Below are 14150 nucleotides of genomic sequence, written 5' to 3'. Positions count from 1 at the left end.
CAGATTAGCCGGGGTATCGGCTTGGGAATGTAGGCAGGGAGATCATGGCGGAACTGGACGACGACAGGGAAGGAATCGAACCGGAAGCATTGGACGAGGACGCCGGCGACCCGGCCGCAGCTTTCGACGCGCTCCGGCGCACGATCGAGACGCAGGGCGCGCAGATCGGCGCGGAAATGACCGTGATGCGGCGCGGGCTGGAAGCCGCTTTCGACCAGCTCGACAAGATCGAGCCGCAGACCGATTACAAGCCCCAGCTCGCCCAGCTCGTGCAGGCTCTCGACACTGTTGCGGAGCGGCTGCACAGCGTCGAGCAGTCGCCCATTCTTCGGCAGGGGGCGCAGCACTATGCGGCCGCGCTCGAGCGTAGCGGCGAGGCCCTGATACGCACCGCCGCGCAGCAGCTCGAACGGCAGGCGTCCGACCTCGAGCGCGCCGGCCGGAACCTCGCCGCGCATGTCGCCGGCGCGCGGGAGCGCGATCGGCAAAATTGGTGGCTTGTCGTCGCCTTCGCTATCGGCCTGCTCGCCGGCGCGGTGGTGATGCTGTTCCTTCCGCGCCTGTTGCCGTTCTCGGCCGCGCCGCGTGTCGCCAGCGTTGTCATGGGGGAAACGCCGTGGCGGGCCGGTATGAGTCTCATGGCGTTCGACAGCCCGGAAGCGTGGCAGCGCGTGGTCTCGGCTGATCAGCTCATTGAGGCGAACAGGGAGGCCGTAGCGGCTTGTTGGGAGGCCGCGCGCACGGCCGGCGAGGACCAGCGTTGCACCATCACCGTGCCAGCGCCTCAGTAGCCTTGGCGCTTGTTCGAGCTGCGTCCTATATTTATGGAATCGATGTGATTTTGTTCTTCTGCGGGATGATTTGTAGACCCAGCAGAAAGGCAGCGCCTAAGCTGATCCATATATCTGCCAGATTGAACACGAAGAAATGCCAATCCCCAAAATGCAGGTTCAGGAAGTCGGTGACAGAGCCGCGTGCGCTTCGGTCGATCAGGTTTGCTAGAGCGCCCGCTGCGACCAGTGAAAGGGCCGCCCGGTGCCAACCTTGCGACCGATAGGCCCATACGGTCATGGCAAGGGTCAGCAATCCTGTAACGACCACTAAAGCGGCTTGGCCCGTATCGCCCTCGAAAGCGAACAAACCAAACGACACGCCCTCGTTAAAAGTCAGGTGCAGAGATACGAAGGGCAAGAAGTCGAAAGCAGGGCCATAGGGTTCGAGACTCGCCCGCGCCCATGCCTTCGTTGCAAGATCGAGCGCCGCTCCTATGGCGACTATCAATGCAGCGGGGCCAACCTGCACGCGCTCACTGTTCCGGTTCATTTGCCGCGCCACGTCAGCAGGCGTAGCGCATTTGCCGTAACGAGGACCGTAGCGCCCGTATCGGCGAGAATAGCCATCCAGAGCGTGGTAACGCCGAATAGAGTCGTCACGAGGAAGACGGCCTTCAATCCAAGTGCTATTGCTATGTTCTGCCAGATATTGCCGAGCGTCGTCTGCGATAATTCGATGAGATCGGCGATACCCGTCACCCGGTTTCTGAGCAGCGCGGCATCGGCGGTTTCAAGCGCGACATCGGTGCCCGCACCCATGGCAACGCCAACGGAAGCGGCAGCGAGCGCCGGTGCGTCGTTGATGCCGTCCCCCACCATGGCGATCGGCCCATCAGCCTTGAGGAGGCCGATCTTGGCAAGCTTGGCGTCGGGCAGGAGTTCGGCGCTCGCCTCAAGGCCGAGATGGGCCGCGATGGCGTCGGCCGTGCGCTTGTTGTCGCCGGTCAGCATCAGGGCGCGCACACCCCGATCCGTCAGCCGTTTCACACCTTCGATAGCGTCGTCGCGCGGCTCGTCGCGCAACGCGATCAATCCCTCTAGGGTCTTTCCTTTCATAAGCACGACAACCGTCTTGCCTTGGCTTTCCAACTTAGTGATCGTCTCAGCGATGCTCTCTTCAAAGGCAACCTGTTCAGCAGCGTGCCGAGGAGAGCCGACCGAGGCGAAGCCGTCTTTCAGCCGCGCCGTGACCGCTTTGCCGGGTGTCGCGATGCCGCCGCCGAAGGTGGCGGGCAGTTCGAGCCCGCGCCCCTCTGCTGCCTCCACGATTGCGACACCGAGCGGGTGGCTGGTGTTGCGCTCGACAGCCGCCGCGATGGCGAGAACCGAGTTCTCGTCACCTCTGATCGGCACAATATCTGTCACCTGGGGACGGCCGCGCGTCAGCGTTCCCGTCTTGTCAAAGGCAACCGTTATGACCTTCCCGAGTGTTTCCAGCGCCGCGCCGCCCTTGATCAACAATCCTTGGCGTGCCCCAGCGGCAAGACCGGATGCAATGGCCGCCGGTGTGGAAATCACGAGTGCGCATGGACAGGCAATCAGCAGCGTGGCGAGGCCACGATACACCCATGTCATCCAGTCACCGCCAAAGGCGAGAGGCGGCACGACAACGATCAGAGCCGCGACGACCATCGCGCCCGGCGTATACCAGCGGCTGAAGCGGTCGATCATGCGCGCCGTGGGGGCCTTTGACTCCTGGGCTTCCTCGACCATGTGGATGATGCGAGCAATGGTGTTGTCAGCCGCGACATGGTTGATCGACACCCGAAGCTCGCCATTCGCGTTGATGCTGCCCGCATAGACGGTTGCGCCGGCTTCTTTCAGCACGGGCACGGATTCGCCTGTCACGGGCGCCTCATCGACCTCAGATACACCGTCAATCACCGTGCCGTCAGACGGCACGCGGTCTCCAGGCCGAACAACGACGACATCACCGATGGCCAGCTCTTCGGCAGCGACCTTTTCAACGGCACCGTCACGTTCGCGGAACGCGACCCGGGGTACGAGATCGATCAGCGCTTCAATGCCTGCCCGCGCACGGCCGGCCGCCACGGTTTCAAGCAGTTCGCCCACTGCGAACAGGAAGATCACGACAGCAGCTTCTTCGGCCGCGCCGATGGCGACCGCGCCGAGTGCTGCGACTGTCATCAGTGTCTCAATGGTGAAGGGCGATCCGGATATCGCGCCGGCGACAGCCCGCTTCGCGAACGGGATAACGCTGATCAGCGCCGCGCCTGAATAGAGCCATTGCTCCCAATCCGGCAGAATACGCGCGAGGGCGAAGGCAAGAACGAACAGCACACCAGTAAGGAGGACAAGCCGACCTTTGCTGCCTTTCCACCACGCCTCAGTAATACGCTTCCGAGGCAGGCTCGCCTTTGGCTCGGCCTGCTCGACCACTGGTGTATACCCAAGTGCTCGGATCTTTTGCTCAATGGTGCCGAGGGCCGTGCGGTCCTCATCCAATTGCAATGCAAGCGTCTCGCTGGCGTAACTGACATTGACGTCGCTAACACCCGGCAAGCGCTGCATCGCCGTCTCGATTTTCAATGCGCAGGATGCACAGTCCATGCCTTCTACGCGCAGTCTGTAGGGGCTCGCTGCCGCCATGATCTCACCTCGACTTTTCCGATGTGACACCCCAGATAGACCCTGTAGTCACTATAGGGTCAAGAGATGAACGACAAAATTCTGATGATCGGCCAATTGGCCAGGCGGACAAGGACCAAGGTCGAGACGATCCGGTTTTACGAAAAGAACGGCCTCCTGCCGGCACCCTCGCGTACCGGTGGCAACTATCGTGCATATGAGTTGGTCCATCTCAGCCGGCTCAGTTTCATCAGGCGGGCGCGTGAACTTGGTTTCTCGCTCGATCAGATCAGGGAATTTCTCAAGCTGGCTGACGATCGTTCGCGGTCTTGCGCGGCGGTTGATGCGATTGCAAAGGAGCACCGGAAGGAAGTCGAGCAAAAAATCCAAGACTTAATCGCGCTTAAGTCCGAACTTGACCGGATGATCGACCAGTGTGGATGCGGCCTAGTTGCAGATTGTAGGATAATTGAGAGCCTGTCACCGCCAGCGAGGAACTACTAACAGCGCCTGGCCGAAGCAGCGTGATGCATACGGCTGTTCTTCGATCTTAGCTTGTCGCAGAACTACTAAAACCCGCGACAGATCGGCCGGCCCCGGAAAATCAGGGCTTTTCGTGTCGCACGTCTTTGTCGCAAGTGGTAAGACACTTGCGACATGATTTGCGACAGGGGGAGCCGTGAGCCGCCAACCAGATTCCAACGCCAGCCGGGCGTTCATCGGCTATGCCCGCGTCTCGACGCGCGGGCAGGACCTCGATGCGCAGCGGGCCGCCCTTGGCGCGGCCGGTTGCGTCCGCATCTTTGAGGAAAAGGCTTCCGGGGCGAAGCGGGACCGGCCCGAGCTGGCGCGGATGCTCGACCACTTGCGCGCCGGCGACGTGGTGACGATCACCCGGCTAGACCGTCTCGCCCGATCGACGGCCGACCTTCTGGCGATCGCGGAGCGGATCAAGGAGGCCGGCGCGGGCCTGCGCTCGCTGGCCGAGCCTTGGGCCGACACCACGACGCCGGCCGGCCGCATGGTGTTGACCGTGTTTGCCGGCATCGCAGATTTCGAGCGCAGCTTGATCGTGGAGCGCACGAGCGCCGGCCGGATCGCGGCGAAGGCCCGAGGTGTGCGGTTCGGTCCTTCCCCTGCCCTGTCGGCCGAGCAGATCGCCCACGCCCGCCAGCTCATCCATGAGGATAAGAAGCCGGTGGCGGAAGTCGCGCAGCTCTTGGGCGTGCATCGCGCCACGATCTACCGGGCGATAGAACGCATTGACGTGGATACGCATTGACGCAACTACGTTTAGTCGCCCGGCCCTAGAAGTAGTGCCTTTCTCGCTCCCTTACGCAAAGGGTTGCAGAATCGGGCGATTTCGTCTCTTCATGTAGACATGGCGAGTCGCACCCGAGAACAAGTTAAGCTGGAAAGTGTCCGAAACCTGCGCGCCCGTTGGCGCGCGGAGGGCCGGATTCTTGTGCAGGCCGATCTGCCCGGCGAGCTGGTCGCGGCGATTGACCGCCTGAAGGACGACGCGGGCTTGCGAGGGCGCGCGCCGATCATCGAGGAAGCGTTGAGGTTCTATATCGAAGCGAAGCAAGGGACATAACGGCAAAACGCCCGACCGTTGGCGCGGTCGAGCGTTTTATAGGCCGTCAGACACACCGTAGAGCCGGGGCCATCAAAGTCTCCCCTTATCTACGCTAGAGCACTCCAATTCGCAAGATTGATTCTTGCGGAAACGGGAGTGCCGTGCCTGCCGTCCGCGCCGTCATGTCCTTCAAATGGAAGGACGAGGGCATATGTTGAGGACGCACTACGCGGCCGCGATCGGCTGCGCGCGCGGGAACGCGCTTGATGAGATCATGCGGGAGGTTTGGAGCCGATACGGCGCGGGCCAGCTCACCGACGACGAGGCCGGCGAGCTTACGACGCTCGCCCATGAGCGCCGGGCCATCCTGCGGGGATCGGGACAGACCGCGCTAGGGCTGATCTTTCCGCCCCCGGCCCCGCGCTGCCCGACGCCAGTTCGCCGGCATAGTCATATCCGGGGGCGATCGGAGGGCCGCATATGGCGGCCGACAACGCGCAAGGACGTGCAGGCGATCTTGAAGGCGGCCGAAATCTACAACGAGGCCGGCTTGCACGAGAAGGGCGAGCGCAGCGGCCCGCTAGGATCGGTGGCGCTGGACGTGCTGCGGCTGTTCGTCAATCTGATCGACTTCCGCACCGGCCGGCTAGAGCCGTCAATCACCACGATCATGGACCGCTTGGGCCGGTCGCGCGATACGATCGTGCGGGCGCTGAAGAACCTGCGGGCGCATGGTTTCATCGACTGGCTGCGGCGCTACGAGCCGACCGGCAACGAGGGGCGTGGCCCACAGGTCCAGCAGGCGAGCAACGCCTATCGCCTGTCTCTGCCGGAGAAGGCCCGGCAGTTCCTTGGACGGTTCGGCAAGGCCCCTCCCCCGCCTGCGGATCATGGACAGGATCAGCGGGCATGGAGCGAGGCAATCGACGCCTACAAGACCACCCTGCCCCTCGATGAGAGAACGCAGCTCGACGCTGGCGACAGCCCGCTAGGACAGGCCCTTGTGCGCATGGCGAAAAACTTCATGAAACGTGAGTCCGATAACCAGACTGAATCCCCATCTGATCTTTATCTAAGAGGGAAAACATAAGCGGTCGCCGCTGTTCGGGCTGCTTACGCAGCCCTGCGGCGGTTCCGACCCGCCTATACGCGGGCCGGGAAACGGCACCCTCACCACCTAATCCGCACCGCTCGCGCCTGCGGCCAACGTCCTATGGGCTTTCGAGAGGGAGTGAGGGGCAAGGTCGGCGCTTAATTATTTACGTTAATACGTATTGACGTGTAAACGTATTACCTTGATAGAAGGCGATGGCGGCGGCCGGGACAACGTGCTAGAATGTACACAATTCAACACACGGAGGCGATTCCATGACCGCCAGCACCACCATGACGATTCGGGTTAGGCCCGATGTGAAAGAAAAGCTCGACCGGATCGCGAACGACACGCAGCGAAGCAAATCCTTCCTCGCCGGCGAGGCCGTCGCCGCCTATGTCGATCGCGAGCTTGAAATCATCGACGGTATCAAGCGCGGCATGGCTGATGCGGCGGCCGGCCGAGTGATCCCCCATGCGCAGGCCGTCGCGGAAATGCGTGAGGTTATCGAGGAAGCGAAGCGCCGGAAAGCCGCGCGCGGATGAGGCCGGTTGTCTGGTCGATTGAGGCGCAGCGGGATAACCTCGAAATCCTGCGCTATATCGCAGAGGACAACCCATTCGCCGCCGAACGGGTCGTGGATGCGATCGAGGACGCCGGGAACAAGCTCGGCGAATTTGCGACCGGCCGGCCGGGGCGGGTGAGCGGAACCTATGAAAAGTCCCTCGCCCGTCATCCCTACATCATCGCCTATGAGCTGCGGGACGTGGGGGGCCGGGAAAGCGTCGTGATCGTGCGCGTCATCCACACGTCGCGCGACTGGCCGGCCGAGGAATGGCCGCACTAGCTTAAAGACGTAGTAACGTTCTTAGCTATATGCTTTAATACGTATTCACGCAAAGAAGGATTGACGCATGAACGTCATTGCGTTTTTGAGCCAGAAGGGCGGGAGCGGAAAAACCACGCTTTCGGTTCATACCGCCGTGGCGGCCGAGGCGACCGGCGAACGGGTTTGCGTCATCGACGCCGACCCACAGGAGAGCGCGACCGCATGGGCGAGCGCGCGGGAAGCCGGAACGCCGATCGTCGCCACGGCGCAGGCCGGGGAACTGGACGCCGCGCTTAGGGCGGCCGAGGGCGAGGGCATGACCTTGGCCGTAGTGGACGCCCCGCCCCATGCCGCCCCGGCGGCCGGCCAGATCGCCCGAAGGTCGGAGCTGGTCTTAATTCCGGTCCGACCGTCCGCGTTTGACCTCGCTGCGGTCCCGGCCGCCGTCGAGATCGTGGCGGCCGCGAAGGTGCGCGGCGCGTTCGTCCTGTCTGCCTGCCCGTTCCGTGCGCCCGAGATCGGGGAGACGCGCGCGGCGCTGGAAGCCTACGGACTGCCGATCGTTCCCGGCGAGATTACCGACCGGCGCGCGTTCGCCCGCGCCGTCACGACTGGCAGCGCCGTGACGGAGTTCGAGGCCGAAGGGAAAGCAGCGGAGGAAATCCGGGCTTTGTGGGCGTGGATTAAAGGCACGTTAGAACGTAAATAGCTAAATACGTAAGCGCGTATTGAAGGAGCGAAACCTATGGCAAAGAAAGCAACCGGCCTCGCGGCCTTCACCCGCCCGAAGGCCGGCGCGGAGGCCACCAGCCTTGCAGCGATCGAGGACGATCGCCCGGCCGTGGAAATCCCGACGCCGAGGCGAAAGAGGGGAGGGGGCGAGACTGTCGCGCTTACGGTCAAGGTCAGGCGATCGGACTGGCAGCGCCTTCGCCAGCTCGCGGATGCAGAGGGAACGACAATTCAGGCGATGGCCGAGGCCGGGCTTTCGGCGGTTCTGGCACAGCACGGATTGCCGCCGATCGAGCCTTATGCACGTTGATACGTAAATAGCTAAATACGCTAATGCTTGCGTGTGTGGCCCGCCCCCGGCCGTCCCTACGGCCCTAGATGATGAGAGCGGGCCGGCCGGGGGGCTATCGTCGTGGCCGGGCGTTTCCCTGAATAGAGCTTGCACCAGGTCGGCGGTGGATCGCGGCGCAAGCCGCGCCGGCACGGAGGCGAACGCGCTCCCCAATAGCGCCGTAGAGAGCCGGAGGGCCGTTCGTAACAAAGTCCCGGCGCAAAGCGCCGGGTCCGCTTCCTGTCACGTCAGGCAGCGTCATACAGGCCCCGAAACTCGGGATCGGCATAGTAGGCGAGCTTTCCGGCAACGATCGGCCGTTGCCCGGCGAGGAACAGCAATTCGACATGCTGCGGCAGGTTGCGAACCTCATCCGGGGTCAGCAGCGGGCGGGCGGTGTGTTGCTCCCCGTAGGAAATGCCGGATTTGTCGGAATCGAGCGCCCGGCTCATGGTCTGGAACACAACGGTTTCCTGCCCGAGCAGATCGGAGACAAGCCGGGCGCTGTCGTGATCGTTGACGCCGAAGACCTGTAGGACGCCGGCGTTTGACAGGAAGGTGCCGGCGCGCTGCCCGTAGGTGGCGCGGAGCTGGTGAACGTCCTGCAGGATGGGCCAGAGCTGGACGCCGTAGCCGGCCATGAGGCCCATAGCGCGCTCGACGGGGGCCAGATGGCCGAGGGCGGCGAACTCATCCAGCAGGTAGAGGACCGGGGCGGCCGGCTTGGCAGGATCGCGGGCCATGTCGGTGAGGCTTTGCGACACGAGCAGGCGCAGCCATCGGGAATAGGTGGCGAGCCGATCAGGCGGCAGGACGAGGAACACCGAGGCGTTGCGGCGCTTGAGATCGGCAAAGCGGAAATCGGATCGGCCGAGGACGGCGACCATGCGCGGGCTGTCGAGGAAATGGGTATGGCGCTGCGCGGCCGAGAGGACGCCAGCGGCTTCCCGGTCGGATTTGCCGAGGTGGCGGTTTGCGGCGCGGGCGATCAGGCCGGAGGCGGCCGTTGACGCCTGCATGTCCTTCAGGAGCGCGGCGAAGGCTTCAGGGGCGAGGGTGAGATATTCGCGCAGGGTGGCGAGGTTTCGCCTGTCGCGCGGCTCGCTGGCGGCAATATGGAGGATCAGGCCGGCAATGAGCGCCTTGGCTTCCTCGTTCCAATGCGCCTCGCCGGCCATGCCCAGTTCATCGAACACGAGGGCGTCTGCCAAGGTGCTGGCATCTTCCGCGACATCGAGGCCGGCCGGGTCGAGCTGGTCGAGGGGATTGAAGGCGGCGGAGGGCTGGCCGGTGACGCCGAAGGGGTCGAGGACGTGGACCGGGCCGAATTGCTGGCGGGCGCGGCCGGCGATCTTGGCATTTTCGCCCTTGGGGTCGATGCAGATCACGGAGCGGTCGGCGGTGAGCAGGTTCGGGATGATGGTTCCCACGCCCTTGCCGGTGCGCGTCGGGGCCATCGTCAGCAGATGGGCCGGGCCGTCATAGCGCAGGAGCTTCCCGGTCTTGCCGTCGCGGCCGATCAGCAGGCCGGAATCGGCGCGGGCGAGGGCGGCGGTTTCCTTGGTCGTCGCGAAGCGGGCCGAGCCGTGGGTTTCGCCGTCCATGTCCCCGAAATGGACAATCAGGGGATTGGTGAGGAAGCGGAAGGCGAGCGCCAGCAGCACCAGCAGCGTGACGAGATCGAGCAGGAGAACCGGAACCGAGCCGACGCGAAAGCCGATTTGTTCGAGAGCGAAGCGGCCGCCGAAGCCAACGACGAACAGGACGATAACAAGGAGGAACAGAAGCCCGAGAAGCGGTTTCCAGATGCGAAAAGGTGCGGCGAGCAGAGCGACGAACGCCCATAGCGGATCACGCGCGGCCTGCCGCATCATGTTCTTGAACGCACCCCATGCAAGTCTCGCCTGACTCATGCGGCCGTCCCCCGGCGCTGCCTGTCGTCTCCCCGGCCTGCGCGTTGCCGATCAGGTCGGCAAACAGTTCCTTGTCACCGGGGCGCGTCAGGAAGTTGGGCAGCTCACGCTTGAGCCATTCGCCCAAGCGCCGGGAAAATTCCTCATCCTTGCCGCTTTCGAGTCGATGCAGGACGAGCGCGCCGAGCAGCACTTTGCGGCGCGTATCGTTGGCGCGTTCCTGCTTGGACAGCCGGGCCTTGAGCGTGGCACGCTGCGCGTCCAGTTCAGCCAAGCGTTGTTCGATCGTTTTACGCGCCATTCCTCAATCTCCCTTTCCGGTCATTAGCCTAGACTATCATTCCCGGCTGTCTTTTCCAGCGTTTGCCCGTTGCGCTTGAGTTTTCGACGGTTTTGCAGCACAATCCGGGCCTCAATTTATTGCATCGACCTTGCCGCAAGCGCCACACCGAGCGACGAAGGAGCGGAGCGATTGAGTTGAGAAGGGCGCACTTACGAGTTACTGCGTAACTCAGCGCGCCATTGGCTGGTCGGCCAATGGGAAAGGCGAAACGGTATCGGAGCTTGTTGCTTGGCGATCTACCATTTGAGCATGAAGCCAGTTTCGAGAGCGAGCGGCCGCAGCGCCGTCGCCTCAATGGCTTATCGTGCCGGGGAGAAGTTGACCAACGAGCGCGACGGGATCACGCACGACTACACGGCCAAGCAGGGCGTTGAACATGCGGAGATCGTCTTGCCGGAAGGCGTCAACGCCGATTGGGCGCGGGATCGGTCGGACTTGTGGAACGCCGCCGAGTTTGCCGAGAAGCGCAAGGATGCCCGCGTTGCCCGCGAGTTCGAGATTGCCTTGCCGCATGAGCTATCGGCCGAGCAGCGGCTAGAGGCGGCGCGGGAGTTCGCGCAGGAGCTGGCGAACCGATATGGCGCGGCGGTGGACTTTGCGATCCATGCGCCGCACGATGCCAGCGACGTTCGCAACCATCATGCGCATGTGATGATGACGACGCGGCAGGTTGGCGAGGGCGGCCTAGGCGACAAGACCTATCTTGAGCGCGAAAACAAATGGCTCTTGGCGCACGACCTGCCGACGACCGATATGCAGCTCCGCGACCTTCGCCAGAGGTGGGAGGGGATCGCCAACGAGCGGCTTGCGATGGCCGGGCTTGATATTCGGATCGACCATCGTTCGCACATGGAGCGCGGGCTAGAGATTGCGCCGACCGAGCATGTGGGCGTCCATGCCTCGCAGATGGAGCGGCGCGGCCTCGACGTGTCGCGGTCGCGGCTGGACGAGGATGCGGCCCGGCGCAATGCCGAGCTGATCCGGGAGAAGCCCGAGCAGGTTCTAACCCTCATCACCGGCGAAAAGAGCGTGTTCGATCGCCACGACGTTGCGCGGGCGCTGCATCGCTACATCAACGACGACCCGCAGGAGTTCCAGAGCGCGTTTGCGAAGGTGATGGCCTCGCCGGCGCTGGTCGAGTTGCAGCCCGAGCGCGCCCACGTAGTGGGGGACCCGGCAGCAACGGGCGAGATCGAGCTTGCCCGCTATTCGACCCGCGAAATGGTCGAGCTCGAATCCGGCATGATCGAGAGCGCGCAGCGGATGCACGGCGCGCATGGTCATGGCGTCGATCGCCGGCATGTCGAGCGCGCCATAGAGCGGCAGGACGCCGCCATTCAGCGCAGCGCCGGCGATGCTTCCGCCCGGCTGTCCGACGAGCAGCGCCGGGCGATCGAGCATATCACCGGCCCGGAGAGGATCGCGGCCGTTGTCGGTTATGCCGGCGCTGGCAAGTCCACCATGCTCGCGGCCGCGCGCGAGGCGTGGGAGGCCGAGGGCTATCAGGTCCACGGCGCGGCCCTGTCGGGCAAGGCGGCCGAGGGCTTGGAGGAAAGTTCCGGCATCCAGAGCCGCACCCTCGCGTCATGGTCCCGCGGTTGGGAGAACGACCGCGGCACGATCGGCCGCGGCGACGTCTTCGTGATCGACGAGGCGGGCATGGTCGGCTCGCGCCAGCTCGCCCGCTTCGTTGGCGAGGCCGAGGCGCGCGGGGCGAAGATCGTGCTTGTAGGCGATCACGAGCAGCTACAGGCGATCGGGGCCGGCGCACCGTTCCGGGCGATCACGGAGGAAATCGGCCATGCCGAGCTTTCCGAGATTCGCCGGCAGCGGGTGGACTGGCAGCGGGAGGCGTCGGTTGACTTCGCCACGCACCGGACGGCCGAGGGGCTGGCGGCCTATCGGGATCGGGGCAATATCAGCTTTGCCGAAACCGGCGAGGACGTGCGCGGCCAGATCGTGCGCGATTACCTTGCCGACCGCGACGAGCGCCCGGACGGCACCCGCGTAGCGATGGCGCATCGACGGGCCGATGTTCGGGCCATCAATGACGCGATCAGGACCGAGCTACAGGACCGGGGCGAGCTGGCGCAGGGCGAGGACGCCGGCGCGCTGACCTTCCAGACCAATGACGGCAAGCGCGAGTTCGCGCCGGGCGACCGCATCGTGTTCTTGGAGAACAACCGCGACCTTGGCGTGAAAAACGGGATGCTAGGCACGGTCGAGCATGTCGAGGCCGGCAGGATCATCGCCACGCTGGACGGCCGGGGCGGCGAGAACGTCAGCGTTCCGATGGGCGACTATCAGGCGATCGACCACGGCTATGCGACGACGATTCACAAAAATCAGGGGGCGACGGTCGATCGTTCCTTTGTGCTGGCGTCGGGGATGATGGACCGGCATCTAACCTATGTCGCCATGACCCGCCATCGCGACGGCGTGCAGCTCTACGCGGCACAGGACGAGTTCACCCATGCCGGCCGGCTGGTCGAGCATGGGGCCGCGCCGTTCGAGCACAAGGAAGGCAACAGCCAGAGCTATTTCGTGACGCTGGAGAACGGCAAGGGTGAGCAGCGCACGGTTTGGGGCGTCGATCTTGAGCGCGCCATGAAAGAGGCCGCGCCGGAGATCGGGGAGAGGATCGGCCTACAGCATGAGGGTTCCACCCCTGTCACCTTGCCGGATGGGACGCAGACGCACCGGAACACATGGAAGGTTCAGGACGCCGGCGAGCTGGCCTATAGCCAGCTAGAACGCCGCCTGTCCCGGTCGGGCGTGAAGGAAACGACGCTCGACTATACCCGCGACTTTGCCGAGCGGCGCGGGATCGCGGAGCAAATGGGCGTCCGCAGCGAGATCGAGATTCCGGCCGAGCGCGCCGGGCTACGTGCGGAACGGGAGTCGACGGCCGGGGATCATGCCCTTGATCGGAGATCCTCGCAAAAAGTCCGCGCGGATCTCGCGCAGGATCTTCGTGCAAATCCTCGCGAGGATCTCGCCGCCGATCGACAGCAGCGCCAACGGCCATTCGAGGGCCTGAAACTCGAGCGCGGCGCGGCGACCGAGAGCCGCGAGCCAGACCGCGCCGGCGAGGACGGCTCGCAGATCGACCAGAAACGGCCGCAACAGGCCGAGAAGCAGCGGCGCGGTATGTTCGCCGGCCTCAAGCTCAATGCGCGTCCTGCCCCCTCACAGGAGCGCACAGAGCGGCCGGAAAGAGAGGGGAGCTTGCGGCAGGCACCGGCGCCTGACCGGTTGGCCGAGCGGGCGCGGCGGCAGTCGCCGCTTGAGCAGGCTGTTGACCGCTATGCGCGGGCCTATCAGTCGGTCGCGGAGCATCGGCGCGAGGGTTTGCCGGTCCTCGACATGCAGCGGCAGGAAATGCGCGATGCCGGCCAGCAGCTCGACCAGGTGCAGGGCGGCATGAAAGATTTGCTGCGCTCGACGTTGCAAAACGACCCGGCGACGGCACGCGCCATAACCGAGCTTTCCGGCCGGGAGCGTGTCGCGCATGTCATCGACGGAATGAAGCGCGAAAACGCCGCGCTGCAAGACCCGAATATCAGGGCCGAGCGGTTCGTTGAACGCTGGCAGGAGCTACAGGGCCAGCGCCGGGAGCTTCGTGGCTGGCAACACGACGAGGCACGCGGCAAGGTCGAAAGCCAGATGAGCGGCCTTGCCAAGAGCCTTGAGCGCGACCCGCAGGCGGAATCCATCGTGCGGAATCGCAGCCGGGAGCTTGGAATCGGGCAGGACTTGCGCCGGGAGCAGAGCATTGCCCGCGCGCTGCAAGAGGAAATGACACGCAGCCGGCAGATTAGCCGGGGTATCGGCTTGGGAATGTAGGCAGGGAGATCATGGCGGAACTGGACGACGACAGGGAAGGAATCGAACCGGAAGCATTGGAC

At 64.2% G+C, this 14150-nt stretch carries 14 protein-coding genes; 10 read left to right on the top strand and 4 right to left on the bottom strand.

The window, feature by feature from the left end; genetic code table 11:
- The first annotated feature begins 44 nt into the window (after nucleotides 1–44).
- Nucleotides 45–791: a DUF6118 family protein gene (locus tag GGR43_RS22580; RefSeq protein ID WP_183030168.1), complete on the top strand. Its 747-nt coding sequence runs from the start codon at nucleotides 45–47 to the stop codon at nucleotides 789–791.
- 31 nt (nucleotides 792–822) lie between these two features.
- Here GGR43_RS22580 and lspA read toward each other — a convergent pair whose 3' ends face one another.
- Both lspA and GGR43_RS22570 read right to left on the bottom strand, forming a co-directional pair.
- Nucleotides 823–1323, bottom strand: coding sequence for a signal peptidase II (gene lspA / locus GGR43_RS22575; protein WP_120326082.1), 501 nt, complete (start codon nucleotides 1321–1323; stop codon nucleotides 823–825).
- On the bottom strand, nucleotides 1320–3443 hold the full coding sequence (locus tag GGR43_RS22570) for a heavy metal translocating P-type ATPase (protein ID WP_120326081.1): 2124 nt from the start codon (nucleotides 3441–3443) through the stop codon (nucleotides 1320–1322). The genes lspA and GGR43_RS22570 overlap by 4 nt, the downstream gene beginning before the upstream one ends.
- Before the next feature lie 66 nt (nucleotides 3444–3509).
- Here GGR43_RS22570 and GGR43_RS22565 point away from each other — a divergent pair, with 66 nt between their 5' ends.
- The 8 genes from GGR43_RS22565 to GGR43_RS22530 all read left to right on the top strand — a co-directional run bounded on the left by GGR43_RS22565 (nucleotide 3510) and on the right by GGR43_RS22530 (nucleotide 7965).
- Nucleotides 3510–3926 (top strand): MerR family transcriptional regulator, encoded by a 417-nt coding sequence (locus GGR43_RS22565; RefSeq protein ID WP_120326080.1) that lies wholly within the window; start codon nucleotides 3510–3512, stop codon nucleotides 3924–3926.
- A gap of 175 nt (nucleotides 3927–4101) precedes the next feature.
- Nucleotides 4102–4704: a recombinase family protein gene (locus GGR43_RS22560; RefSeq protein WP_120326079.1), complete on the top strand. Its 603-nt coding sequence runs from the start codon at nucleotides 4102–4104 to the stop codon at nucleotides 4702–4704.
- 99 nt (nucleotides 4705–4803) lie between these two features.
- Complete coding sequence (locus GGR43_RS22555) at nucleotides 4804–5019, top strand: ribbon-helix-helix protein, CopG family (protein ID WP_020817828.1); 216 nt, start codon at nucleotides 4804–4806, stop codon at nucleotides 5017–5019.
- Nucleotides 5020–5212: 193 nt separating this feature from the next.
- Entirely contained in the window at nucleotides 5213–6091 is an 879-nt protein-coding gene (locus GGR43_RS22550; RefSeq protein ID WP_120326078.1) for a helix-turn-helix domain-containing protein, read from the top strand.
- Nucleotides 6092–6369: 278 nt separating this feature from the next.
- The gene (locus tag GGR43_RS22545; protein WP_006473479.1) at nucleotides 6370–6639 is read left to right on the top strand and encodes a CopG family ribbon-helix-helix protein; all 270 of its coding nucleotides are present in this window, start codon (nucleotides 6370–6372) and stop codon (nucleotides 6637–6639) included.
- Nucleotides 6636–6941: a type II toxin-antitoxin system RelE/ParE family toxin gene (locus GGR43_RS22540; protein WP_006473480.1), complete on the top strand. Its 306-nt coding sequence runs from the start codon at nucleotides 6636–6638 to the stop codon at nucleotides 6939–6941. The genes GGR43_RS22545 and GGR43_RS22540 overlap by 4 nt, the downstream gene beginning before the upstream one ends.
- A gap of 67 nt (nucleotides 6942–7008) precedes the next feature.
- Nucleotides 7009–7632, top strand: coding sequence for a ParA family partition ATPase (gene parA, locus GGR43_RS22535; protein ID WP_021316632.1), 624 nt, complete (start codon nucleotides 7009–7011; stop codon nucleotides 7630–7632).
- A 36-nt stretch (nucleotides 7633–7668) separates the two neighbouring features.
- A complete protein-coding gene (locus GGR43_RS22530; protein ID WP_006473490.1) occupies nucleotides 7669–7965 on the top strand; it encodes a hypothetical protein in 297 nt (98 codons plus the stop codon).
- A 269-nt stretch (nucleotides 7966–8234) separates the two neighbouring features.
- On the opposite strand, the gene GGR43_RS22525 is transcribed toward GGR43_RS22530, so the two are convergent.
- Both GGR43_RS22525 and GGR43_RS22520 read right to left on the bottom strand, forming a co-directional pair.
- Entirely contained in the window at nucleotides 8235–9860 is a 1626-nt protein-coding gene (locus GGR43_RS22525) for a type IV secretory system conjugative DNA transfer family protein (RefSeq protein WP_238474180.1), read from the bottom strand.
- Nucleotides 9838–10200, bottom strand: coding sequence for a mobilization protein (locus tag GGR43_RS22520; protein ID WP_238474179.1), 363 nt, complete (start codon nucleotides 10198–10200; stop codon nucleotides 9838–9840). The genes GGR43_RS22525 and GGR43_RS22520 overlap by 23 nt, the downstream gene beginning before the upstream one ends.
- Before the next feature lie 270 nt (nucleotides 10201–10470).
- Between GGR43_RS22520 and traA the strand changes: the two genes are divergently transcribed.
- Entirely contained in the window at nucleotides 10471–14088 is a 3618-nt protein-coding gene (gene traA, locus GGR43_RS22515) for a Ti-type conjugative transfer relaxase TraA (protein WP_188073993.1), read from the top strand.
- Nucleotides 14089–14150 lie beyond the last annotated feature (62 nt).

Source organism: Sphingobium jiangsuense (genome assembly GCF_014196495.1).
Classification (GTDB): Bacteria; Pseudomonadota; Alphaproteobacteria; order Sphingomonadales; family Sphingomonadaceae; genus Sphingobium; species Sphingobium jiangsuense.
This window is presented reverse-complemented; position numbering and strand designations above follow the sequence as displayed.